The organism is Bacteroides sp. 3_2_5 (genome assembly GCF_000159855.2).
Taxonomy (GTDB): Bacteria; Bacteroidota; Bacteroidia; order Bacteroidales; family Bacteroidaceae; genus Bacteroides; species Bacteroides fragilis.
On the sequence record NZ_JH636044.1, the window covers coordinates 534,303 to 560,169 of the forward strand.

The following is a 25,867-nucleotide window of genomic DNA, read 5'->3' on the forward strand; positions in this document are numbered from 1 at the left end:
TTTTGTTCTTTATTCATATTTTTACTCGTGAAACTTAATCAATCCTTCCATCGGACTTTGGATAATGGTTCCTAAGTGTACTCCCATTATTTTACATGCTTCGGAAAGTAACTCTCTGTAATAGAATGCTACAGAACCGATGAAATGAACCGGGGCGTGCTGGTAATCGTACTGCATCACGTTGCGCTTCAGGAATTTCTTGAAGCTGTTAAGGACCAATTCACGTATGACCGGTTCGTCAAGGTGTTGAACCAAAAATGGGGAGAAACTTGCAAGGAAACGGTTAGGGAATGGTTTACGATACACCCGGTCGATGATTTCGGCGGGGGTCAGATTGAACTGTTCCAGAAATTTTTCTTTAAGTCCCGGAGTCATCTGGTTTTTAAGGATGTCGCCTACCAGCAGTTTGCCCAATACCGCACCACTGCCTTCATCGCCCAGTATAAATCCTAGAGGAGATACATTGGTGACAATGTTTTTACCATCGTAATAACATGAATTCGATCCTGTACCCATGATACAGGCAATACCCGGTTGATGACCGCACAAACTTCTGGCAGCAGCGAGCATATCCGTACTAACCTCGATTTCTCCACTAACTTGCAGATGCGAGGCTATGGCTTTGCGCATTGTCTCTATTTTGTCGGGGAAAGCACAACCGGCTCCGTAAAAATGAACAGCCTCGAACTTGTTTGTCTTTAACTGAGGAATCAGTGCAGTTGCTATTTCATTACTGATTTCTTCTTCAGACTGAAAGAAAGGATTGGTACCTTTCGTAAAAATCTGTTGGATCAACTGTCCATGTTCTACCACACACCAATCGGTCTTGGTAGAACCACTGTCTGCTATTAATATCATATTTTTATATATATTTTTTTCTTATACAGAATATATCCGATACACCAGTTCAGCCCTACGAACAAGATTGCGAATGCCAGAGAACCGGGATAGTCTCCAAGCACGGGTTGAAGAATTGCGTTGTACACGAATCCGTGTAGGCTGATGCTACCTCCGTCATAAGGTATCAGTATGCTGCCCAGGAGAATGGAGAGAACGGCTCCCATCACATAAATAAATAAGGGGTTGACACCGAATGATTCGAAGAAACGGCTCCAGCGTGTATAGCCTCTCACATCGATGATCCATACAAGTAATGCCAGGAAACTGGATGCCAACCCACAGGTGACGATAGCGAAAGTAGGTGACCATATCTTCTTGCTGATGGGACAACCGTAGCTAAGCAGGAATCCGGCGAAAGTGAGAATAGTGCCAATGAGGAACAGACGCTCTATCTTTTCATGGATATCTTTTACTTCCATCAGGAGTTTACCCACACAGAAACCTATCAGTACGTGTGCGATAGAAGGGATGGTACTTAACAGACCTTCCGGATCAATGCCATTATCCTTGTACATATGTGCTTCACCCAATACGGTATGGTCTACTATTGATAGGATGTTACTGCTGTTGTATTCGAATCCGTTTCCGTTGATCAGGATGATGAAATAGCCGATCAACAGGATGGCAATCAGATAGGGGATATATTTGTGCTTCATAATTAGAGCGATGATGGCTGTTGCACCGTAGCAAAGCGCCAATCGCTGCATGACACCCAGAATGCGGATGTGGCCGAAAGTCCAGACCGACTCATACAGACGGGAGAAGAATGAAATATCTTCACCGGAGAGTGAATTCCAGGTACGGCAAAACATGGAGAACCATGCGATTCCTAAACCAATGGCAAAGATTACGATGGTTCTTTTAAGGATTTTCAAAGCGGCCGAGTGGCTGAACTCAAAGTTATACTTTCTTAATGAGATGTAGGTAGAGATACCCATGATAAACATAAAGAAAGGAAATACCAGATCGGTTGGGGTTAAGCCGATCCATGCCGCATGCCCAAGGGGAGCATATACATAACTCCAGCTGCCGGGGTTGTTGACCATAATCATACCTGCGATAGTGATGCCTCGCAATACATCAAGAGCGAGTAGGCGTTTGTTGACTGTTTGATTCATTGTGTTTTTTATTTAAGTGTTAAGTTATTTTCTTGTTTTATAGGCCGGGTACACTGATCGACCAGATATGCAATCGATACATAGGGGATACCGGTATTGGTGGCGAGGCCGATTTCACAGGTACGACTATTTGAGTAACCGATACCGATACCGGCTTTCGTCAATTGCGGACGCAGCTTGCGTAAAGCATAAGTGTTGAGTTCCGGCTGCGTGAATCCTTTGTCTCCGGCAAAACCACAACAACCGACCTCTTCCGGAATGAATACTTGGGTTGAGCAAAGCTTTGCGAGTGAGATTAGTATATTCGCCAATCCCATTTTGCGCATGGAACATGTGATGTGTATGGCAATCGGTCGGTCGGTTGGGGTAAATTCCAGTTTGTCTCGCAAGAAAGTATAAATGAATTCTGCCGGTTCATATAACTTTATCTTTTGGATAGTGGCACGCATGCGGTGTAAGCAAGGACTTTGGTCACAAAGCACCGGATAACGTCCCTGTTCGCTGGCTTCCCATAAAGAGGCTTCCAGTTCGGTCGATTTACTGTCGGCGATATCCAGCATACCTTTGCTTTCCCAAATGGTTCCGCAACAGAGTTTTTCCTTTTTAGGAGGGAAGATGACCTCGTATCCGGCTTTTTGAAGCAGGGAGAGCATTTGTTTTACCAAAGGTTGATCTACAGGAGAATCTTTTGCCAGCCCCATCGTTTGATTGATGCAACTGGGAAAGTAGACTACCTTGTTATTCATTGCCGGAGTCTGATCGTTTTTCCGTATTTTATAGCTTTTGGGCATGGCCGGTGTCCATTGTGGGAGTCCCCACGCACTGTGCATTTTCCGGGTAATGGAGGTCATTGTTGATGTACCCAGTAAACTATGTGCCGCATTGGCAAGTGATAATACTGGGCGCAAAGTACTTTTGATTCCTGCAAAATGATTGGCAGCAAACTTACCGGCTCTGTAACCGGTACTTCCGGGAGGAAACTCAGCCTGACGCAGGATGTGGGTCAGGTCACCGGTATTGATGCCCATCGGACAAGACATAGCACATAAACCGTCGCCGGCACAAGTCCGGTTACCAGAATACCGGTATAGCTCAGATAACGTTTCCAGTAATTGGGGATTCTCACCGCTTTTCTTCAAGCGTGAGATCTCTCTTTGAATAACGATACGCTGCCGTGAGGAGAGTGTAAATCCGCATGACAGGCAGTTTACTTCACAGAACCCACATTCGATGCACCGGTCTATCTGTCGGGTTACTTGGGTATCTTGTCCTATTGTCAATGGAGAGAGGGGTTTGAAGTGCTTGATATGGCATTGAGGATCATCATTGAAGATAACTCCTGGATTAAATAATCCTTTGGGGTCGAAGAGTTGTTTTACTTCTTTCATTATTGCGTAGGCCTCTTCTCCCCATTCGTATTCTACAAATGGAGCCATATTTCTTCCTGTGCCGTGTTCGGCTTTTAGTGAACCATCATATTTGCCTACTACCAAATCTATTACATCATTCATCAGGGCTTCGTACCGTTTTACCTCAGCCTCACTGCTGAATGACTGATTGATGATAAAATGGTAATTGCCTTCCAGGGCATGACCGTAAATGCAGGCATCATCGTATCCGTGGCGGGCGATGAGCTGTTGCAGTTCGGCGGTTGCTTCAGGAAGATCCTCGATATGAAAAGCAACGTCCTCGATCAGGCAAGTCGTTCCTGAAGGGCGTGTTCCACCTACAGATGGAAAAATACCTGCCCGAATTGCCCAGTATTTTGAATATTCTTCGGGTTGATCCGTAAAATGGACCGGAATATATGTATCGAATGCTTTTAATGCCTCCTCGATGATGGCGATATTCTGATTGAGTTCTTCCTGTGTACATGCTTTGGTCTCGGTCAGGACAGCGGTCAACCCTTCTCCTGTCGGATCATTGACTGAAGCCAAGGATTTCCAGTCGAGTAATTCCGCACCTTTTACAATCCATTCTCCATTTGCGTTGACGAGTCTTTTCATAGCTACCACTGCACGGCATGCCTCTTTGATATCGCTGAAGTAGAGCATGGCACTGGCTTTATACGGATAGTCATACTCTGTTTTCATGGTTACACCGGCAAGGAAAGCCAGTGTACCTTCTGAACCTACCATCAGGTGAGCGATAATGTCGAAAGGATCGTCGTATACGAGGAACGGGAGAATATTCAGGCCTGTTACGTTCTTGATTGAATATTTGTGGCGGATGCGTGCGCTAAGCTTCTCGTTACTGCGTATCTGGTCACGGAGTTCGCAGATGCGCTGGAGGAATTCGGGATAATCTTCTTTAAAATTCTCACGTGACTCCTGACTATCTGTATTGAGATAATATCCGTCAGGAAATATGATATGTACAGATAGCAACATTTTATCACTGTTGGCATGTGTTCCACAGTTCATACCCGAAGCATTGTTCATCACGATTCCACCTACCATGGCACTTTTTATAGAAGCCGGGTCCGGGGCAAATTTACGTCCGTAAGGTGCTAAAATCTCGTTTACTCGCTGTCCGACAATGCCGGGCTCCAGATAGATTTTTTCGTGGTCGGGTGAAAGCTCGTAGTTTTCCCAACCTTTTCCGGCTATAATCAGAACAGAGTCACTAATGGCTTGACCCGAAAGACTGGTTCCTGCTGCACGGAAAGTAACCGGTATATTGTACCGGTCGGCTAGATAGATGATTTCTATTACTTCGTCATCATTGATTGAATGAATTACGATTTGAGGAATCAGTCGATAGAAACCGGCATCTGTCCCCCACGCCAAACGATGGAGTTCGTCAGTAAATAATCTGTCTCGCGGGATAAATCGTCCGATATCTTGCAAGAACGCACTGTAGTTTCTTTCCATTTTCATTGTTTCTCTGTTTGTTCGGCACTCAGCCCAGTTTTTTATTTATATAAATAGTACTTTTGCGATAGCCGTCGAAAGTCGTCGACATCTTTGTACCAGTAATCGCGGACATCTTCCCAACGGTTGCGTTGACTGAAGCGCTCGCGTATCTCTTTAGAGCCACTGACGAGATCGAACATATGGAAGCGCTCTTTATCGGCATGGTCGAATACGGCACGATCCGGATAGAGGGCGGTTACTTCCTGCATCACGTAAAACTGTATCTCGCTTAGTGAGGCTTTGTTAAAATCTACAATATGCACTTGTACTCCTTGCAGATGCTCTTCTTTACCTACTGAGTAGAAAGGCTTGAGATGCATCGGCCGGAATATTACTCCCGGCAGGTGCAGGCGATTGAGGTTATCTGCCAGTTTCTCTGCTTCCACCCAAGGGGCAGCAAACATCTGGAACGGAATGGTGTATCCTACACCAATTGACATATAACCTAGTTCACCGAGTATCCCGGATACCGGATAAAAGAAAGCGGAATGCGGATGCGGGATATGGGGAGACGAAGGAATCCATTGCAGCCCTGTCTGAACGTAGTCCATCTTGCGCTTCCAGCCTTTCATTTTCACAACGTGCAAGTTGCATGGTTTACTCAACATCTGTTCGCCATTGAGCATCAGAGCCAACTCGCCACAAGTAAGCCCGTAAAGGTACGGAATTTTAAATTGGCTGACAAAAGATATATATCCATCTTCTACCACATTTCCTTCAATTTTTAATCCGTCTATGGGATTGGGACGATCGAGAACGATAAATTCTTTGTTATTTTCGGCGGCAGCTTCCATCGCTACTCCCATCGTACTGATATAGGTGAATGAACGGCAACCGATATCTTGTATGTCGTATACCAGCACATCGATGTCTTTTAGCATTTCGGGAGTCGGCTTGCGTGTCTTGCCGTAAAGTGAATAAACAGGCAATCCGGTACTGGAATCGTTGGCGTTATCTACTTTATCACCGGCGTGTACATCACCCCGTACACCATGTTCGGGGCCATAAAGGGCTACCAAGTTGACATTGGGTGCTTCGTGCAGAATGTCAATGGTGGATATTAAATGATTGTCAACGCCGGTCGGATTGGTAATTAATCCTACGCGCTTTCCTTCAAGGCATTTGAAGTTTTGCTCTTTCAGGACCTCAATTCCGGTTTTTATACGGATTCTCGGAGGTCTTGCTCTCGGTTCGGCCCCTTGTGAGAGGAGAGTGGAGGTCATAAAGACGAAAAAAGTGAGTAATAACTTTAATATACTTCTTCTATATGTCATATTCTCAGTATGTTTTAAATATCCGGTAAATAGAAATGGGTTTATTTTGTTTTTTGGGGAATACCCTCTGCTTTCTTGCCATAGTTGGGATCTATCTTAATAAAGGCGCATACGGCTATTGTCGCGGTACAACAAACCATTACCCAGATAAAGAAGTTTTCGTATCCGATCAGTTCCTGCAACCAACCGGCAGCCATACCCGGCAGCATCATACCCAATGCCATAAAAGCGGTGCAGATCGCGTAGTGTGCTGTCTTATGTTCACCATCGGAGTAGTAAATGAGGTAAAGCATGTAGGCTGTGAACCCGAAGCCATAACCGAACTGCTCGATAAATACACATAGGTTGATTATCACAAAATTTTGTGGTTGGAAGTAGCCTAGATATACAAAGGTGAGACAAGTCAATGAAAGGCTCCATGCCATTGGCCAAAGCCACTTTTGAAGTCCTCCTTTTGCTGCACAGATACCTCCGATAATGCCTCCCAAGGTCAGCCCGATGATACCGATAGTACCGTAAACCAATCCGACTTCAGCTGTTGTCAACCCCAGTCCGCCTTTGTCAATGGGATCAAGTAGGAATGGGTTGATTAGTTTCACTAATTGTGCTTCCGGAAAACGGTAGAATAGCATGAAAAGGATAGCAACTCCTGCTTGTTTTTTGCGGAAGAAGGAAGCGAAGGTTTCTATGAATCCACTGAAAATAGCACTGGCACTATTTTCACCTACTACTGCTTTATCGCTGTCGGGCTTTGGCAATATACATTTATGATAGAAACAGAAAGCGAGGAAGAGTCCTGCCAGAATAAAGAACGTGATACTCCATCCATACTTAATGCTGCCTGTCCATATTTCAAGTCCACCTGCGAGCATCACCAGCAAGCCTTGGCCGGCAATTGTGGCAATGCGGTAGAAAGTGCTGCGGATACCTACATAAAGTGCCTGGTCCTGTACGTTGAGTGCCAACATGTAGAATCCGTCTGCAGCAATATCATGTGTAGCCGAGCTGAATGCCACTAGCCAAAAAATGGCAAGGGTCGTTTGGAAGAAGTTTGACATAGGTATGGTGAAAGCGATTCCTGCCAGTCCGGCACCTACCAATAGCTGCATGCTGACTATCCACCAACGTTTGGTTTTTAATAAGTCGACAAATGGACTCCAGAAAGGTTTGATAACCCATGGTAAATAGAGCCAAGAGGTATAAAGAGCGATATCTGTGTTGGAGATACCCAGATTTTTGTACATAATTACCGAGATAGTCATTACGGCTACATAAGGTAATCCTTGTGCAAAGTAAAGAGTCGGAATCCATGCCCACGGTGATATATTTTTGTTTTTCATGATAATGGTGTGTGTTTAATAAAGTTTATCTATCGTTGCCCCGATGTAATAATGCAGCAAGATGGTGTCGTATGTATAACCTTGCTCGCCCATGACGGCTGCTCCTATCTGACAGAGTCCTACTCCGTGTCCCCATCCGGCCCCGGTAAGGATAAAGCGATCCGGTATTCCGTTTGTGACGTCTACTTTATCAATGATGAAAGCAGAACTATAGAGGTGTGATGGGGAGAGGGTACGACGTATTTCCAGTTCTTTGCCAATGATCATGGTCCGTTTAGTACCTATTATTTTGAGTCTGACAAGTCGTCCGGAAGTTCCCCGTTCCACTGGTACCAAGTCGAGAATTTGTCCGTAGTCAATTCCTGAGCGTTTCAGAATCAGTTTGGACAGTTCTTCCTGTTCATATTCTACTTTCCAACGATAAAAGTCGGTAGTTTCCTGATCATAGTTATTCAGTACCTGAGACAGTACTTTCTTGTCTTTTGTATTACAGAAGGCTTCGGGAGAAGTACGTATCCATCGCTCGGCTTCGGCTTCTTTACACAGATCGGGTAGATCGGTTGCTTTTTTGCTATCTCTTTGTTTGGATAGGTATGGATGTCTGATATTTTCCCAACAATACTGAAACTCTTCAAAAGCCCCACCGCAACATTTGGAGAAGCGCGCATCACAAATAGTTCCTTCCGACATAAGTACCTCTCCTCGGGTGGCAGAGATGGCTTGCCTCACCATGTCGGTTGAGGCACGGGTAATACCTTGGTAACGTTGGCAATGATCGTCGGCACAGACATCGAAGTGAGTATGTGCGTCACGTTCATACCAGCGGATTAGAATTTTATTTTCGGCCTCTTGTGCAAGGGGTGGAAAAGAAGATGTAGAGTAGGGCACTTTCTCGGGAGTGGTATTACTTTTTTCTCTATCTTTGGAATAGGGTAGGGAAAGCCCCGCTAATAACCAGCTTCTTGAAATCACAGCATGTGCTTTCAGTAATTCCAGACTTGCCGTTGCACTCATTTCAGAAGAGATCACACTGGTCAGGTAATCTTCCACATGAATTACGTTGATTCCCGTTAACTTTTTATTTTCTACAATAATTTTCAGTGCTCCGATAAAACGCTGGTTTTCCTTTCGTTCCCAATGAAAATTGATACCGATGGTGACATCCTGCAGTTCAAAAGCATCGCTTTTTTCGTGTAGGGGCTCAAACAGCAGTTCGTCATATGAATGCCCTTGCCAGAGGATGTGTCCGTTATCATAGGTCACAACCTGTTTGCCGCTGACCTCTTCCCCGTTGATATGATAGGGGGTCAGCAGTATGAATTTGATTTGAGGTTCGAATAAAATGCCGACCTGTACTTTGGGTTCTTTCATAATTGTTGTTTTATGCGTTCTATCAATATGCGGAAGGCTGCCGGTCTCAGGCATACTTCACCGAGAATGTCGGCAATATCATTTGCTGTAATTTTTTCAAAATCCTTTTCTTGTGGAGTGATGAACACTCCCCCCATGTCTACTGATGCAGGGCTGATCAGGATATTGGTATCCCCTTCGGCTGTGTAGCAGGAGGGACGGTGTTTGTTGCGGGGAAAGATGCAGACAATCCAATTTTTCTGTTCTTTCCATACCAATACATTCATCATAGGCTCATCTTCACCCGATGTTGAGGGCATGGCCTGGTATACGGTATTGAACAACATGATAGCTGTTTCTTTACTTCTCGCCTCAATTACCAGAGTTGCACGGGGGTAATCGTTTAGTGCCCAAAGAGTAGCATCTTTACAGGTGATTACTTTCTCTCCTCTTTTCTCTTTCCACTCTTGTTCGATAGGTAGAAAACCTTTATTACCTGCTTGAAAATGCAGATGGTCGGGAGCCGATGCACCACATTGGGGACCATTGTAGAAGATTATATAATCTTCGGCATAAGTAGCCAGGTCGAGCATATCACTAAAGCGATGTAAGATACGCTGTTCAACATGTTGTAGCTCGGGAACTGTCAAGTGCTTGGGAAAGATAGGAAATGGGTTGACCAATATCTGGTAGTGTTCTCCGAAAGGAATGCCTTTTTGCATCGGTGGAAGATTGGCCGGACACAAGAAGCATTTACGCTCTTGAATCGATTTACTATCTACTTTGGCAGCAGAAGAAACAATACGTGCCGGGTTGAACTGTATTCTGTACAGGCAACCGTTCACTTTCACATCTTTTATTCGTACCCGTTTCAGGGCAGCGTAATTGTTTTGTGCCGTCTCCCAAGAGGAGAGCTGTTCGCTCAGTAGAGTTTCTATTTCTTTGTTCATCTTTGTTTCTTATTTAATGCAATTCGTGCCTGTAATTCCCAAGTGCGTATGCGGTCCTTGTAAAGGTTGTGAGCATTCATCTTTACGATGTCGAGAGAGGCATCCGAGTTATCATCCCAACGGCGGCATAGATAAACGACTTCGTATACGCGTCCGATCTGATACTGGCGTGAGAAATTCAGTCCTAATGCGTAATCTTCGCCATAGCTGGTATTGGGTACCTTCAATTCACGGAGTATTGGTGTGTAGAATGCACGAGGAGCACCTAACCCGTTGATGCGTAGTGCATTGTTACGCCCGTTTTCTGGTGTCCATTCTTTGTGATCAATAATGCCCGGAGCGATCATGTTCATATCAAAATCTGTCATCATATAGGTGCCTACTACCATAGCACAGTTTTGTTCGTAAAATGCATTGACCATGACCTGCAAAGTACCGTCGTGGGCATATACGTCGTCACTGTCAAGTTGGACAGCAAATTTACCGCAAAGAGGATGGTGAACTCCCAGATTCCAGCAACCGCCTATACCCAAATCATTACGTTCGGGAATCAAGTGGATCAGGCGTTCATCGTCTTTAAATTCATCAATGGCTTCGGTGGTACCGTCGGTAGAGTGATTGTCGATAATGATCAGGTTGAATTTGAAATCTGCTTTCTGGCTGAGTACAGAACGGATGGCATCGCGTATGGTACGAATACGGTTGCGTACCGGAATAATCACAGAAGCTTCGTATGGGAAGTTGCCGGTGTTGAATTCTATTTTCTGGAATTCAGGCTTCAGATAACCGCCTATCTCTTGCAGATGTTCGGTACATGCCTCTTCCATCTCAATCTGTCGGTCACGATTTTTAGGATCTACATAGTCGAATATTTTTTCACCACTTTTTCGGGTGTCGTTTTCTACTTCCGAATAAAGGTATTCATTGATATGTACTAATGGATATTTCTGTGAAAGTTTAAGGCGCAGATCGTAGAATCCGGCAAAGTCATAGTCGGATTTCATTCGTTTGGCGGCTTCTTTCAAGGCTGAGGCTTTGAAAAGGAGGACAGAACCGAAGTTGAAATCGTCACGGAGACTTCCGAACTGGTAATCGATGACCGGGGCATTACTCTGTTTACCTTCTGTCACTTGATAATGGTCGGCGTATACCATGCCGGCAGCCGAATCTTCGGCAATGTGAATCATCCGTTCAAGGGCAAATAGTCCCAGTTCAAGTGATGTATATTTGGTATAAAGTAATGTGTAGCTTGCATCCGAATAGGTAGCAATGGCGTACATGGAGGCGCTGTTGGTAAGCTTGTCTACATAAAGTAGTTCGCATCCTGGTAGTGGATCGAAGCTGGGTGAGGTGACAAGAAGGTAGATTTTTTTCACCAAACCTGTTGCTTGTAATCCTTGAACTGTTCTTTCTGCTTGTACTGCTCCCGCGTAAGGGATGAAGCAATTGATTGTTGATTTCATATATGCTTATGTTTTGATTTGTTTTATTCTTTCCACTCAAGTAAGCCTGTTTCACCACTGGTGGCTGTAAACAGTACTTGATGGCGGCTGATGGGGAGTACGGTGTTAATCAGTGAATTGCCGATCTTATGTTTCCACAATACTTGTCCGGTACTTGCATCCAATGCAAAGATAAGTCCTTCTTTGGTACTACTGAATACTATACCGTCTTTTTCCATCTGCATGGATGGAGCATGTTCGTAGCCAAAGCCTACATTAGATGCCCAGATCTCTTTCGGAGTGTCGCTGATGGTGGAATAGCATACGACACTGTCATTCATCGTTTTGCTATAAATCTGATTTTTGTTTGCGGATAGACCGATTGTTTCTCGAACCATTGACTGGAAGGTACGCCAAACTGTTTTTCCTGTTTTTAGGCTGATAGCGGTCATGGCACGTTGTGGGTCGGTGATGAATACTTTTCCATGTGCTGCTACAGGCCATACGGCAGCAGGGGAGAAGTGCATACGGGTCAGTCCGCCGGTCCACTTCCAGAGTTCCTTGCCGTTGGATTTATTGAGAGCATAGAGAGTATTGTCCCATGCACCGAATATGACCTTGTCACCTTCTACCAGAGGTTTTGTTTCGATGTAACCTTTGATACCGGTATAAGTCCATACTACTTTACCATTTTTGATACGAATGGCGCGAAAAGTGGAATCACTGCCACCTATGTAAGCGATACCTTTTTCAATAGTTACCGCTCCCAATACCGGTTGGGCAACCGTAACCCTCCAGCGTTCTTTACCGGTTACAGCATCCAATCCGTAGATGTTGTGGTCAGCGGAGCCAAAAACCACAATCCCGTCGGTTGCGGCAGGTGTGCCCACAATGCGTTTCCCTGATTGGAAACTCCATAATTTACGTCCTTCCTTCAGGGTGTAGCAAGTTAGGAAACCCAAGTCATCGCCTACATAAACTCTGCCTTTCCAGAGGGCAGGTGAACAATAGATGCCGACACCGGTCTGCACCTGCCAGCCTATTTTTACTTGTGGATACTCTTTATTCACCGAAAAACTGGGATATTTCACTGCCTTTCCGGTACGGTTATAATAAGATTTGGTGAGTGATAGGGCAGTCCAGCGTTTCATTGGTTCATCTATGCGTTGCTCGTAAGTAATGATAGAGTCCGGAGTGATATCAAAAATGCTATAGCCGCTTGAACCGTTTTTGTCACGTAGGTTTGAGCGGGTAAGAATACCTGGTATACCGTCGTATGAGAGGAAGCGATTACGATGATAGTGTCCTCCGATAAAAGTGCGGATATTGTATGGACGTACGGCATCGGTAACATCATACCAATTGTCCACATCCCCATCCTGCATAGGATAATGGGTGACCAGGATTACAGGCTTATCTTTTCCAACTTTATCCATTTCTTGTTTCATCCATGTGATGTCTTGCGGTACTACATGCCCGTAGGCCATACGCATCAGTGGTCCTGAATTAAACCCTAAAAACAAGAATCCTTTGTGTTCGAATTTAAAGCGTTCTCCCCCGAATATTTCGCTGAAAGCAGTGCAACCTGAATCACTCCACTTTGTTTCGTGGTTGCCCGGTATAACGTAATATTTCACTTTCAGTCGGTCCAGGATAGATTTTACAACTAACATGGTCGTGCGATCACCCTCTTCGGTAAGGTCTCCGGTGACTAATACAAAGTCTACTCCCGGTGTGGCGTTAATTTGTTCGACGGAACGTTTCAAGTCTTCTGTCGGCTTCGGATTGTTGGGATTGAGATGTATGTCTGTCAACTGTGCGAAGCGGAAAGAACCTGTTACCTGTGCCCGTGCGGCAACAGGTAACAGGAAAAACAAAATGATTACGAATATAGAAAGTCTTCTATTCATAGATGATGATTTTATTTGTTATAACTTTACTGTTTATATAACTTTAGATCCTGTGGGTAACCTCCTTATAAAAAGGAGGTTAAGAATCTTCTGTTTTAGTGTTCGAAGAAAGTCAGTATGGCTTTCATCAATAGTTCTCTTTCTGTGACTGTACGTATCGCTTCGAATGGGAATCCCAGTACGCAGGTTTTATAATTCCCTTTATAAGCTATGCCGGCACTCAGATTGTTTTCCGAATATCGCAGTATAGTGAATGCACCTTGTGCAGCCGGTTCAAGAGCATCTGGCGACTCTACGACATATGATTCCGGGTTTAGATCTTGATAATAAGTGTAGCTTCCTGTGATTTCCGGGAATGGAGAGGCTACACTTTTCACTTTTCCGTTGCGGGCAGCCTGTCCTACACGCCATTTGTATTTCAATACCTCCATAGCAAACTTTTTGTCTTCTTCATTGGCTTTCACCAGACGATTATCCCATAGGTCCGATGCCACATAGGCGCCTGATACGAAGAAATTACCTCCTGCCTGGCAGTAGTTTGTGATGGCATTCTGCATCTCTTTACTAAATGTTTTAAATTCCAATGGGCGGATTCCACCACGTCCCATTTTTGTCTGGCATTGTTTCCCTAATATAAGATCTACGTATTTATAGTCATTCATACAGATTTGTGTTTCTCTCTCTTTAGGAGAAGAGTCTGGATGGACGATACTTTCGTCACTGCAAGATGTAAACGAGTAGCCTGCTTTCAAAATCGCTTCCCCGTGTATAGCAGGGTAGTCAAATGTATTACCGGCAATTACCATTGTTTCGTGTGTACCGTAACTATCACCAAATCCGGAGGCGTCGTCATCCATCCATGGTATCTGTCGGCGAAACTCTTTCATCGGACCGATGTAACTTATGTCGGTTTTGTAGGGTACTCCGTGGTCTAGCTCGTCTAAGAATCCGGCTAAAGTATCTGCGTCTGCCGTAAAATCTGCGGGAGCACAGACCCGGTCAAATCCGTTTATGATCAATACGGTTCCTTTGTCGTTAAAAGTTTTTCCGATAGAAAGGATTTCTGATGGAAAGCTTTCTCCTCCTTTGTTTAAGGCGGTCACTTTGAAACTGCAAACCACCCCTGAAGGGATAACCGTTTGATAGGTTGGAGAATTTACAATCACACCATTATCGAAGTCGCTGTCCCCGATACGCGTATACACAATATACTGGTCGGCTTTTGCGGTGGTTTCCAACGGATCGTCTACCGGTTGCCAGGAAAGTTTGATTCGGTTGCCTTCTTCAAAGCGGAGACTCATGTGATCGACGGGTAAAGGTTGTACTACGTACTCCATTTTATATTGGGAGCAGATGAATTGTAGAATTCCTTTGTAAATGGCACGACTGACAGTGAAGCGGAAACGAGGATCAAGTCCGTAACGCATGTCGGCAAAGTTTTGGTGTGACAATAATTCTAATAACATCGTTGGTACTCGCGGTACACGCGCTTCGTAATAAGATTGATTCCACATTCCCCGGCGTGTCCATTCGGGTTCATACAAGGTACGGACATCTTTCACGATATTTGATTGTACCAGATCGCATAAATCACGTGAGGCATATCGTGAGGCACCGTTTGCATATGCACCATTATAAGCCGAAGTATGAAAGATACCGAGTGTGCCGATAATTGTGTCACCATAAGTGGTACCGGCATCCGAATGGAAAGCAAAAGCCATGTCCACCGGGATGTTTAGTCCTTTTTCTGTAGGGTTGGCAGCAGAACCTCCTGCGAGGTAATTCACCCAAATTCCACGTGACTTGTAATCGTCTGTATAGTCGTTCTTACCATGACTGTCTGAATAAACACTGTCTGGTATGCCGGCCCATTGCATCCAGTATCGGGCTGCTTCGCAGAAACGAGGATAGCCACTAATCTCGTATGGATAGTTCACCTGAACTTTCGGATGATAGGTATCGGTTATCATTGTGTCCGAACTTTTTGTATTTACCGTAGCTCCTTCTTCGGAGATACTTCGGGCAATATTGCCGTAACCGCCGCCTATCTTTACTGCATCAGCTGTTACCAAGCGTCCTTCTTTGGCCGATTGGTTACTAAGGACGATTTTACAATCTGTTTTACCGATACCGAAGCTAAAGTTTCCCAAGTAAATCCAAGTCCCTCCACCCATCTGTTGATTTACCTTGAATTGTGATTTACCGCCTTGGTGATAGACAGTATAAAGGGCATCTTCCGTGCTGTTATTTACTGTTTTATAAGAAATATATACGGCATACCGTCCTGCCCGAGGAATTTCAGGTATCCATTCGGCAACGCTTACAGTTCCTTTTTTGGTGGTTTCTACTTGACGGTAGGTACCTTCACGAAAAGGATTTTCGAAGTCTTTATACGTTCTCTTTAAGTGGGCGAATCCTGCTTCTTCCCCGTTTTTCCACATTTTACTTCCGTTTAATTCTGAATAAACCGAATGTCCGTCTCTGCATCTATCGTTGTCGACAATGATTTCAACAGTTTGTGGGTCTCTTTCTCGAGGAAGAAGTACTGTTGCACCGGCATTTTCGAGCATTGGAACAAGAAATGGAAGTACATAACTCTGAGTATAAAGGTCCTCTACAGTCTGAAAGATTCGTGCACGTTGCCATTCCCAGCGAGCCAATTTGGATTCGTAATAAAAGCCGTGACTTTGCCATAGAGCAATGTGACGGTTTTGCAATCCGTTTGTGGGGGTATAAGGAACAGATAATCGGGTAATCAGAGGTGTATCTGCTTTGTAACTAAATGTCGGAATTTTTCTCCCTCTTGTATTGCGAAGTGCCAGAGGAATTAGCTCTTCGATGGCATGGTGGTCTGTCCGGATCTGTAACTTGCGTTTTGCTAGCTCTGGAGGGAGTAATGCTTTGATGCCTTGGTAAATTTTAGTAATATTGTCTGTGCGGAAGGGAATATACGAACAGTTTATGTTAGCGAAAAGTATCAAGTCATTTCCTTCTGTATTAACAGAATCGATATGGATTTTGCCTACAGAGATTTCTTTCCGGGCAGTTTCATTCAGAAAGTCTCCTATCTGCGAACGAAGTTCCTTAGATAGCTCTTGGGTTGCTGCGGCTTGTGGGAATAAGCCGGCTGTAAGCAGCAGAATCAGGGAGGTAAGGATTGGTTTCATTATTATGTTAAGTTAATTGTTTTTTAATCAAAAAGCACAGACCTATAAAAGTAAACAAGGCATTGAATATCAATAGCTCATAACTGAATTGATAGCCGTGAAACCAAGTCTCCGAATTTTTTTGTAAGATGAAGCAGAGGATGGGTGAAAGGATAGATACTAATGGGATGTATCGATCGCGTACTTGTCTTTTTGTGAGAATGCCAAAAGCAAACAATCCCAGGATGGGGCCATAGGTATAACTGGCAAGGATATAAACAGCATCGATGACACTGGTGTTATTCAGTAAGTTGAATATGAAAATGACAATTCCCATGACTATGGCCATGCCGACATGTACCTTCTTACGTGTTTTTCGTATAGTGTCTTCCGTCTTTCCTTTGATTCCCAAGATATCTACAGTGAACGAGGTTGTCAGTGCTGTTAAGGCCGATCCGGCCGCAGAATAAGCGGATGAAATCAGTCCAATAATGAACAAGATGCCTACGATGATAGGAAAATATCCTCCTGTAGCGATCATGGGGAAAAGTTCGTCGCTCTTTGCCGGATTTGTGATACCTTGGTGTGATGTGAATGTATAGAGCAGTACCCCCAGCATTAGAAATAAAAGAATGATAAAAAATTGGGAAATGCCACTGGTAATCATATTCTTTTGTGAGTCTTTAAAGTTTTTGCAACTCAGATTACGCTGCATCATGTCTTGGTCGAGTCCTGTCATAGCTATCATTGTAAACACACCGGCCAAAAACTGCTTGAAGAAGTAACGTTTGTCATTCACGTTATCGAAAAAGAACATGTGTGACAAAGCACTATCTGAAACAGTGGAAAACATTTCTGTGAAACTGAGCTTAAGATCAGTGGCAATGTAGTAAATGCATAATACAACAGATACTATCAGACAGAATGTTTTCAGTGAATCGGTCCAGATCAACGATTTAACTCCTCCGCGGAATGTGTAGAGCCAAACCAATGCCACAGTGAGAATTACATTCATGATGAAAGGCATGTGGAAAGGTTCAAAAACCAGAAGTTGCAATGTGAGACATACGAGGTATAAACGTACGGCTGCTCCCAATATTTTGGAAATGAAGAAGAACCATGCGCCTGTTTTATAGGAAGAGGTACCGAAACGGTTTTCTAAGTATTCATAAATAGATACAAGGTTCATCCGGTAGAATAAGGGTATCAGAACAAAGGCGATAATAATTTGTCCGGTTACAAATCCCAATACCATCTGTAGATATGAAAAATTACTGATGCCTACCATACCCGGAACTGATACAAAAGTAACTCCTGATATGCTGGAGCCGATCATGGCGAAAGCCACTACATACCAAGCTGATTTGCGGTTACCCACAAAGAAGCCTTCGTTATCAGCCTTTCTTCCTGCAATGTACGAAATGGTAAACAGGATCAGGAAGTAGGAGGCAATAGTGATTAATACCGCTACAGGTGTCATGCTTTTCAGATTAATGAATGAAATATTTTATTAGGGCTAGTCAGTTGTCTTGATAGAGTAGATAAGGCTTTCGTTGTATCTTGAACCTTTCGACATCTCTTTTCCATCTTGCTTTTATTTCATCAGCACTTTTACCTCCTTCTATCATTTTACGTACATAGTCAGTACCGACCAGTAATTCAAAAAAAGGTCTGAAAAAACGATCTCCCATATTCAGATTATGATAGGCGTCAATTAAGTAGTCTAAGTTTATTCCTTGTTTCCAAATTTCTTCGTCACTAAGATTACTCAAGTTTACTCCGTGGCATAATTTGTTAAGTTGCGGCGGATTTTTTGCTCCTGGAATACTACGGGGAGTGAAATTGTAATTGTATCCAGTCATATTAGGATGGCCGTATACTTGAAAAGGTAGAGTGGTGCCACGTCCCAAGCTTACTGGAGTCCCTTCGAAAAGACAGATGGAAGGGTATAGATAAATCGCTTTCATGTTCGGTAAGTTAGGTGAAGGAGGAATGGGCAGGCGATACATTGTCTGGTGTGTATAGTTCTTACAAGGAATGACGGTCACGTCGCAAATTCGTGAAGAAGGTAGCCATCGTTCGCCATTGACCATCAAGGCAAGTTCGCCTAGTGTCATTCCGTGTACAATGGGGATAGGTAATCCGCCTACTCCCGATTTATATTTCATATCCAATATTGGTCCGTCAACATAGTGGCCATTTGGATTTGGTCGGTCCAGAATCAGTATTTTGCGGTCATATTCTGCGCAGGCATCCATCAAACGCACCATAGATATATAATAAGTGTAGAAGCGTAACCCCACATCTTGTATGTCTACAATCAATATATCGAACTTTTTCATGGAGGCTTCACTCGGTTTCTTCGACTTTCCGTTGTAAAGAGAAAGAATGGGTACTCCTGTTTTTGAATCGATTGTACTGGATACATGTTCGCCGGCATCAGCATTTCCACGGAAACCATGTTCTGGTGAAAAAATTGCAACTACATTAAAGTTGTTTTCCAATAATATATCCAGCAAGTGCTTATTTCCCACCATTCCGGTGTGATTGGAAAATATAGCAATTCGTTTATTTTTTAGAATTGGAAAATATGCTTTAGTCTGCTCAGCACCTATAATTACATCGCTCTTTTGTGCTTGAGCAAAGAGAGTACTACATAATAAGACGACTATGAGTAGGATCTTTTTCATAAAAATAGTATTAGGAGGAAGTTCTTGTTGTAGCAAAGATACTTTTTATTTTAATATCAAAAACAATTATTTAGAAATATTTTATATTATAATTGATAATTTACAGATTGGTTGTTACAGAGTAAAACTTTTTAGCTAAAGGTGTAAAATTCTTCCTAATTCCATAGTTATCAAGACTATGGAAACAGGAAGAATCTCTGTATTTACCAGGTATGGTTGATTACCAACCCGGATTATTGGGGGCTAATTGTGGATTTAAAGCTATTTGTCCTGTTGGAATCGGATATAAATAATGTTTTTTATCGTATATACGACTACCATCTTTACTTCCGTCAATATATTTACCAACTTTATTGGCCTCACAACCATCCATGTCATTGGCTACGTTAGCACCTAAGATGATATCGGGGTATTTGGTTGTATCCAATTTATCGAGTTGATGCCAACGTATTAAATCCCAATATCGGTTATCATTATCGAACATCAGTTCACAACGGCGTTCACGACGAATCTCCCAGATTAAATCGCTAACCCCATGGTTATTTGCAGGATCACTGAAACCGACGATAGGGTTTAGATGTGGTAATCCAGCACGGTCTTTTAGTAAGTTGATAGATTTATCCAAGTCATCTTGAGTGATATTACCTAATTCAGCGCAGGCTTCCGCATAATTTAAATAAATTACTGACAACCAAAATAAAGGAGCATGAGTATAATTCTTTCCTGATTGACTTCTAAAACCTTCCGGGATAGCTTCATTATCGTATTTAGCCACTCCATAACCTGTCGAAGAAGTTGATTCCATGCCGGTGTTAAATCGTGTAAATCCTCTGCCATTATACAGGAGTACTGTATCAATTGTTTGGGCCAGTCGTTTATCCCGGACAGCGAGAATGTCTTTTAAAGATAAATGTCCGTATTGGAAAGGTGCTTCGTCACTTTTATTCAAAGAAGTCAATGCCATGGGCTTACCATCTTTAAATAGGTAGGATTCGAACGCATTTTTACTCATACCGCTGATTTGAGTGGATGAGCATGTGTAGTCGATAGTGGAGTGCATGAGTAATCCTTCTTTGTATGCTTTGTATAAAATCATTTCCGGATTACTGCTTAAATCTGTCGAGTTATAATTCTCTTGATAGGAGGTGTTTAATTTATAACCTTTGCTCATAACGGCCAGACATGCTTCTTTGCAGGCTGTGAGGTACCTGGCAGCACCTGTTGCATCGGGGGCTTGCTGTCCATCTTCATTTTTGCGATATTTACGAAAAGTGCCTTCGTAGAGGCATACCTCAGCTTTCATTGCGTTGGCTAATGAACGGCTCCAAGTCGTTTTACTGGAAATATCTTTGATATTGGTTACCGCAAAGTCCAGATCTTCCAGCACTTTGTCCATCACCATATCCCGATCCTCGCGGTTGCCATATATTTCTCCTTCATCATTGATGTTAAGTGCTTTGTCTATCCAAGGTAGATTACCATACATACGTACTAAGTGATAGTATTGCCAAGCTCTCATTAAGCGGGCTACTCCGAGCCAATGATTTTTGGTTGCTTCGTCCAATGAAGCAACTGTCGGTACATTCTCGAGCATAATGTTAGCGCGGCGAACCTCAATCCAGCCATTTTTCCAGGTAGCACTTGTTGAGGGTGCATTGTCCGGATAAGTCCATTTGGCAAAGCTCATTCCGGCTTGATCGTCAGATAATGTCTTGAAATAGAAATCACCGTAACCATTGCCGTTACCATATCCTAAGAATTGTTCGTAGAATGCATTTGCATATCCTGATATATTTCCTTCACCGGTCCAAAAGTTATCATTGGTAAAAGAGTCCAGAGGACCTTTGTCTAAGATACTGTCACAACCGGATACCACAGCCAATGACAGCAGACATGCTATATATTTAATTTTTTTCATATAATTCGCTATTAATTGTTTATGGTATATTAGAAAGTAACTTGTAAACCGAACGATACGGTACGATACATCGGGTCTACTCGTCCCCAAGTTCCATTGCCGTAATCACTGCTTCCACCATTGGCTATAGCTTCAGAAGTATTTACTTCCGGGTCTACAGGAGCATTACTCTTATTTATAAGTTCGCAAATATTATTAGCACTGAAATAAACGCGTACTTTATCCATGTAAACTTTACGTGTCCAATCTTTTGGTAAGGTATATCCTATAGTCAAATTTTTGAAACGTAGATAGGCCATGTTTACCAGGTATTTACTTTGCGGATAGAAGTTATGATTACCTAAATCAAGTACGCTGACTGTACCTTTTCCTGCATTACCCGGCCACATGCGTGGGAAATCAGCATTAGGGTCCGGATTTTCATCTGTCCAATAATTAGCTTGATTTGCATAAATCGCATCGGCACCACGCATCATTGGCATTACGAAAGCTGATTGTGTCCATGCATCACATTTGCCTACACCTTGAAAGAACATATCAATATCTATTCCTTTCCATTCGCCACCCAGACGAAAGCCGTACTGGTAACGGGGAGTGGTATTACCAATCACCTTTAAGTCTCCGTGATCTTTTACCGTACCTTCACCTCCATTAATTTCTTTGTCGTTATTCAGATCTTTAAATTTAATATCCCCCGGACCGTAAACAAATCCGTCTTGTTCTAATTTTTTCTGAGAAGCAATCCCTTCTTTATAAGAACCGTCAGCGTTAAAATCGTCTTTTGTAAAATATCGATCGGTCTCAAATCCCCATATATCTCCATATACTTTACCGCTATAGTTTTCATTCAAGAGTTGGCTGTCGTTATCCCATTTGGTGATGACAGTCTTGAAATCACCTATACTGGCATTGGCATATACGTTTACTTCATTGAAATGATGACGCCAATCAATACTTAATTCCCAACCACGTGTGCGTAAGGTACCTGCATTGATTTTCGGTGCACCTGCACCTAGCACGTCCGGCATTGTCTGACCCGGTGCTAACATATCTTTGGTTGTGCGTTGGTACCAGTCAAAAGATATGTTCAATTCGTTATTGAAGAAACCAAAATCACCACCGATATCCAGTGTTTGAATACGTTCCCATTTTAAGGTCGGAGAGACCAAAGAAGGAAGATCGTAAGCTACCACTTTGTTACTGCCGTTCAACCAGTGTGTATTGCCGTCTGTTCGTTTTGAGACAGTTGAAATGTACATGTTGCTACCTACTGCCTGGTTACCGATTTCACCATATGAGGCACGTATTTTGGTGTTGCTGACTACTTTTTTGATGGGCCCGAAGAATTTTTCCTCACTGATACGATAGCCTACAGAGCCGGAAGGGAAGAATGCCCAGCGATCACTTGATGGGAATTTGGATGAACCGTCGTATCGTCCGTTCAATTCCAACAACCAGATACCGTTATAATCATAGTTGATGCGTCCGAACCATCCGGCAGTACCCCATTCGTTATGCGTTCCACCTACAGTTTGATCTCCTGTTGCCAGGTTGAATTCAGGTAGTTTATCATCCAATAGCCCTTTACGTTGTGACCAATGATTCTGATATTCACCTTCTTCAGCATTGGCACCGATCATAAAGTTGAAATGGTGGTCTTTTGCAACTGTTAGTTCGTAATTAGCGAATACATTTAATGCGTAAGAATTGTCGCGGACTGAATTCTGATATACCCATGTATCTCCATTAGCTCCTGCTGCGGTAGTAGGAGTATTTAGTTTACCTCCCCAAGAGTTCCAACATATTACGGGTAATCCTACTGATTTGGTCGTTTTATTGTTGATATTAAATGTATAATCGGCATTCAGGGTTAACCCTTTGATAATAGTTGCTTTTAAGAAGGTACCTATACGAGTATAAGAGTCATTAGTCTTGTCGTCTCCTGCTTGTTTAAGGTATGCGATATCATTTTTCATATCGATTCCCTGATAAGTACCATAAGGACCGAAGAAACTTCCCCAGCGCCACATATACGTATAAGTATTACGGCGGGTATTAGGGGTGGTGTATGCCTTGTCACTATAACTGAAGCGGCCACCGATTTGTAACCAATTTGTTATGTCGGAAGTGACATTCATATTAGCGTTGTATTTATTCAACTTATCCGGGTTGAATGTCATCACTCCTTCCTCGTGATTATAGCCAACGGACAAAAAATAGGATGTTTTCCCACTGGTTCCCTGTATTGATATATTGTGACTTTGTGCGGGTTTCCAGTCTCGAAACATAATTCCAACCACGTCCCAATCTGCATAATATAGTGCGCTACCATCTTCTCCCAAATCAAAATCATCACCCGGAATCATTTCGCGATATCCGGCTTTTTTACCTCCGTGTCTTTGTTTCCAAGCTTCAGCTTTTGCTATGAAATTGTCATCCATGTACATACCGAACAATTCATTCTCGAGATTGGCACGAGTGTTGGCCGCACGCAAAGCTCTGGCCTGTGTAGCTACATCCGGATAGTTCGGAAGTATGGTTGGTGTATCCCAGGAGAAATTATTGGTATAATTGATTGTGACTTTATCTGTTTTCTTTGCAGATTTTGTTGTTACTAATATAACACCAAATGCTGCTCTTGTACCATAGATAGAAGTGGAGGCTGCATCTTTCAAAACAGATATATTATCGATATCCTGTGTATTTAAATATGAGATATCGTCCATTGGCACACCATCTACGACAATAAGCGGGTTACTGGTTGCACTGTTACTCAGTGTTCCGGTACCACGGATAGTCATGGTTGGTTTGCTGTTTAGTTTTCCACTGGTATTAGTGATGGTCAATCCCGGTACTACACCTTGCAGAGCTTTGGACACATCGGATTGTGGACGGGCTTCCAAAGTCTTGCTGACATCTACAGTGGATACTGCTCCGGTAAGGTTTGCCTTTTTCTGGGTTCCATAACCTACCACTACCACTTCATCTAGTAATTCGTTGTCCTCTTTCAGGACAACTTTCATGCTTTTAGTTGCTTTCACATCTTGCGGTTGGTATCCTACAAATGTGATTTGCAGAGTGGTACCTACTTTTACATTTAGTGAAAATTTGCCATCCATGTCGGTTACAATCCCATTGGTTGTCCCTTTCTCTACGACACTGGCACCAATAATCGGTTCGCCGTTTGCATCTACTACTACACCCGTCACGGTTTGTATTTGCATTTGTTCAGTCACCTTGTAACTACTGCCGGAAGCAGTTTGATTAGCCATTGCATTGCTGCTACCTATAATTAAGGTAGTAATAGCCATGGCTATAAGGAGGTTGCTGTTCGCTAATCCTCGTTTCTTGCGATCTTCATTCATAAAAGATAGATGATTTAATTGTTTTGTTTTTCATTTGATTTCTCAGGAAAATGCAGGTAAAGGTAAAATAGGAGGGTAGGCTAAGCTATCCTTGGTTTGGATAATTATTTATCATAGGCATTTCATTTAAAGGTTTTAATTTTTATGTTATCTCTATTTGTTTTTAATAAGTCCTGTTAATCTTTGTTTTTGGCCAGTTTAATTAATATCAATTGGCTTTGTTGATTCTTTTAAGAGATAAATTGTTTATTATTAACAAAGGTTTAGAAACTCTTTGGAGTTCTACTATGGCAAAGATATATTTTATTTTAATATCAAGAACAAATATTTTATATAATTTAGATTTATATTTGTATATTCACATTATGACGCTTCTCTATTTTATAAAAATGATCTGTGAATACATTTATAAGCGATGGTTATTAAGGTTTAGAAACATTCTTTAGATATTGTGCGCGCTTTTAGGACTCTTCGATGTTCATGGAGTGAAACTCGATTAAACCATTCATAGGTGTTTCTTCTATAACATCTATCTCTACTCCGAATTCCTGTGCTACTTCTTGTAAAATATCTGGATACGCATAAGCTAGTGAGCCTACAAAGCGGATGGGATAGTTTATATAATCGTATTGGCATATGTTGCGGTTAAAGAAACTACGGAGATTGTTAGTTAATAGGTTATATACATATTCATTATCCATATAATCTCCTAAGAAATACGCAATGGTTCCTAAAAAACGATTAGGGAAAGGAAGATTATATACAGATTCCATGACATCATTGACCGAGATACGAAACTTTTCATGAAATTCATTTGCCAATTCTTTGGGAGCTAGTCCTTTAAGAAGGTCAGCTAAAAAAAGTTTTCCAAGAACGGCTCCACTGCCTTCATCTCCTAAAATATATCCGGCAGCTTTCACATTTTTGACTATAATTTTACCATCGTAAAAACAGGAATTTGATCCGGTACCCAAGATACAGGCAATTCCGGCTTCACATTTAAATAAACCACGAGCTGCTGCCAGCAAATCGCTTTCAACCTGAATGGGAGTTTTGAATTGTGCCACTAAAGAGGCACCTAAGATATTTTTCTTTTCATATGAACTGCATCCGGCACCATAGTAATATACTTGATCCAGTTTTTTTTTGAAGAATGATTCCGGTAGTCCCAACCTGACGCTTCTGCTAATTTCTCTTCTAGTCTGGAAGAAAGGGTTTAGCCCTTCGGTAAACACACGTTGTACGAGATGATTGTCTTCAACCAATGCCCATTCCGTTCTTGTAGAACCACTTTCCGCAATAAGTTTCATTTCGCAGCCTTTTTGATTTGGATACAAATATATAATATTTTTTGTAATTTGATTTGTTTTGATCGGAAAGTTTTTTCATATCAAATAAATGCATTCGGAAATGTAGTTCCCTCTTTGAATGCTTGTGCGGAACAATCTTTTGTTTTTATCCTTGTGTCGGACCTGATCAAATCATTCTTATTTAATAGATTGTATGAAGTTTATAAAAAGAAAATCTCAGCCGGATTGACTACCTGGCT

15 protein-coding genes are annotated in these 25,867 nt (G+C 42.6%); all 15 read right to left on the reverse strand.

The window, feature by feature from the left end:
* Nucleotides 1-21 precede the first annotated feature (21 nt).
* The 15 genes from BSHG_RS15440 to BSHG_RS15380 all read right to left on the reverse strand — a co-directional run bounded on the left by BSHG_RS15440 (nt 22) and on the right by BSHG_RS15380 (nt 25,628).
* A complete protein-coding gene (locus BSHG_RS15440) occupies nt 22-858 on the reverse strand; it encodes a BadF/BadG/BcrA/BcrD ATPase family protein (protein WP_005784230.1) in 837 nt (278 codons plus the stop codon).
* Nucleotides 855-2,018, reverse strand: a complete 1,164-nt coding sequence (locus BSHG_RS15435; RefSeq protein ID WP_008658204.1) for an acyltransferase family protein — start codon at nt 2,016-2,018, stop codon at nt 855-857. The genes BSHG_RS15440 and BSHG_RS15435 overlap by 4 nt, the downstream gene beginning before the upstream one ends.
* An 8-nt stretch (nt 2,019-2,026) precedes the next feature.
* Nucleotides 2,027-4,897 carry an FAD-binding and (Fe-S)-binding domain-containing protein gene (locus BSHG_RS15430; RefSeq protein WP_008658206.1) on the reverse strand — a complete coding sequence of 957 codons (2,871 nt, stop codon included), beginning with the start codon at nt 4,895-4,897 and terminating at the stop codon, nt 2,027-2,029.
* Between the two features lie 35 nt (nt 4,898-4,932).
* Nucleotides 4,933-6,207 carry an exo-beta-N-acetylmuramidase NamZ domain-containing protein gene (locus tag BSHG_RS15425; protein WP_008658208.1) on the reverse strand — a complete coding sequence of 425 codons (1,275 nt, stop codon included), beginning with the start codon at nt 6,205-6,207 and terminating at the stop codon, nt 4,933-4,935.
* A gap of 41 nt (nt 6,208-6,248) precedes the next feature.
* On the reverse strand, nt 6,249-7,547 hold the full coding sequence (locus BSHG_RS15420; RefSeq protein WP_008658210.1) for an MFS transporter: 1,299 nt from the start codon (nt 7,545-7,547) through the stop codon (nt 6,249-6,251).
* Nucleotides 7,548-7,562: 15 nt separating this feature from the next.
* The gene (locus BSHG_RS15415) at nt 7,563-8,918 is read right to left on the reverse strand and encodes a SpoIID/LytB domain-containing protein (RefSeq protein ID WP_008658211.1); all 1,356 of its coding nucleotides are present in this window, start codon (nt 8,916-8,918) and stop codon (nt 7,563-7,565) included.
* Nucleotides 8,915-9,847, reverse strand: a complete 933-nt coding sequence (locus BSHG_RS0220120) for a DUF4922 domain-containing protein (RefSeq protein WP_014298196.1) — start codon at nt 9,845-9,847, stop codon at nt 8,915-8,917. Before BSHG_RS0220120 ends, BSHG_RS15415 begins: the two co-directional genes overlap by 4 nt.
* Complete coding sequence (locus tag BSHG_RS0220125) at nt 9,844-11,310, reverse strand: glycosyltransferase family 2 protein (RefSeq protein ID WP_005784243.1); 1,467 nt, start codon at nt 11,308-11,310, stop codon at nt 9,844-9,846. Before BSHG_RS0220125 ends, BSHG_RS0220120 begins: the two co-directional genes overlap by 4 nt.
* Nucleotides 11,311-11,333: 23 nt before the next feature.
* Nucleotides 11,334-13,199 (reverse strand): PQQ-binding-like beta-propeller repeat protein, encoded by a 1,866-nt coding sequence (locus BSHG_RS15410; protein WP_008658213.1) that lies wholly within the window; start codon nt 13,197-13,199, stop codon nt 11,334-11,336.
* A gap of 95 nt (nt 13,200-13,294) precedes the next feature.
* Nucleotides 13,295-16,366 carry a xanthan lyase gene (locus BSHG_RS15405; RefSeq protein WP_008658215.1) on the reverse strand — a complete coding sequence of 1,024 codons (3,072 nt, stop codon included), beginning with the start codon at nt 16,364-16,366 and terminating at the stop codon, nt 13,295-13,297.
* Nucleotides 16,367-16,373: 7 nt separating this feature from the next.
* Nucleotides 16,374-17,825 carry a sodium:solute symporter gene (locus tag BSHG_RS15400; RefSeq protein WP_008658217.1) on the reverse strand — a complete coding sequence of 484 codons (1,452 nt, stop codon included), beginning with the start codon at nt 17,823-17,825 and terminating at the stop codon, nt 16,374-16,376.
* A gap of 40 nt (nt 17,826-17,865) precedes the next feature.
* Nucleotides 17,866-19,035, reverse strand: coding sequence for an exo-beta-N-acetylmuramidase NamZ domain-containing protein (locus BSHG_RS15395; protein WP_014298197.1), 1,170 nt, complete (start codon nt 19,033-19,035; stop codon nt 17,866-17,868).
* A 220-nt stretch (nt 19,036-19,255) separates the two neighbouring features.
* On the reverse strand, nt 19,256-20,953 hold the full coding sequence (locus BSHG_RS15390; protein ID WP_008658220.1) for a RagB/SusD family nutrient uptake outer membrane protein: 1,698 nt from the start codon (nt 20,951-20,953) through the stop codon (nt 19,256-19,258).
* A gap of 29 nt (nt 20,954-20,982) precedes the next feature.
* Nucleotides 20,983-24,318, reverse strand: coding sequence for a SusC/RagA family TonB-linked outer membrane protein (locus BSHG_RS15385; RefSeq protein WP_008658222.1), 3,336 nt, complete (start codon nt 24,316-24,318; stop codon nt 20,983-20,985).
* 461 nt (nt 24,319-24,779) lie between these two features.
* On the reverse strand, nt 24,780-25,628 hold the full coding sequence (locus BSHG_RS15380; protein ID WP_008658224.1) for a hypothetical protein: 849 nt from the start codon (nt 25,626-25,628) through the stop codon (nt 24,780-24,782).
* Nucleotides 25,629-25,867: the final 239 nt, after the last annotated feature.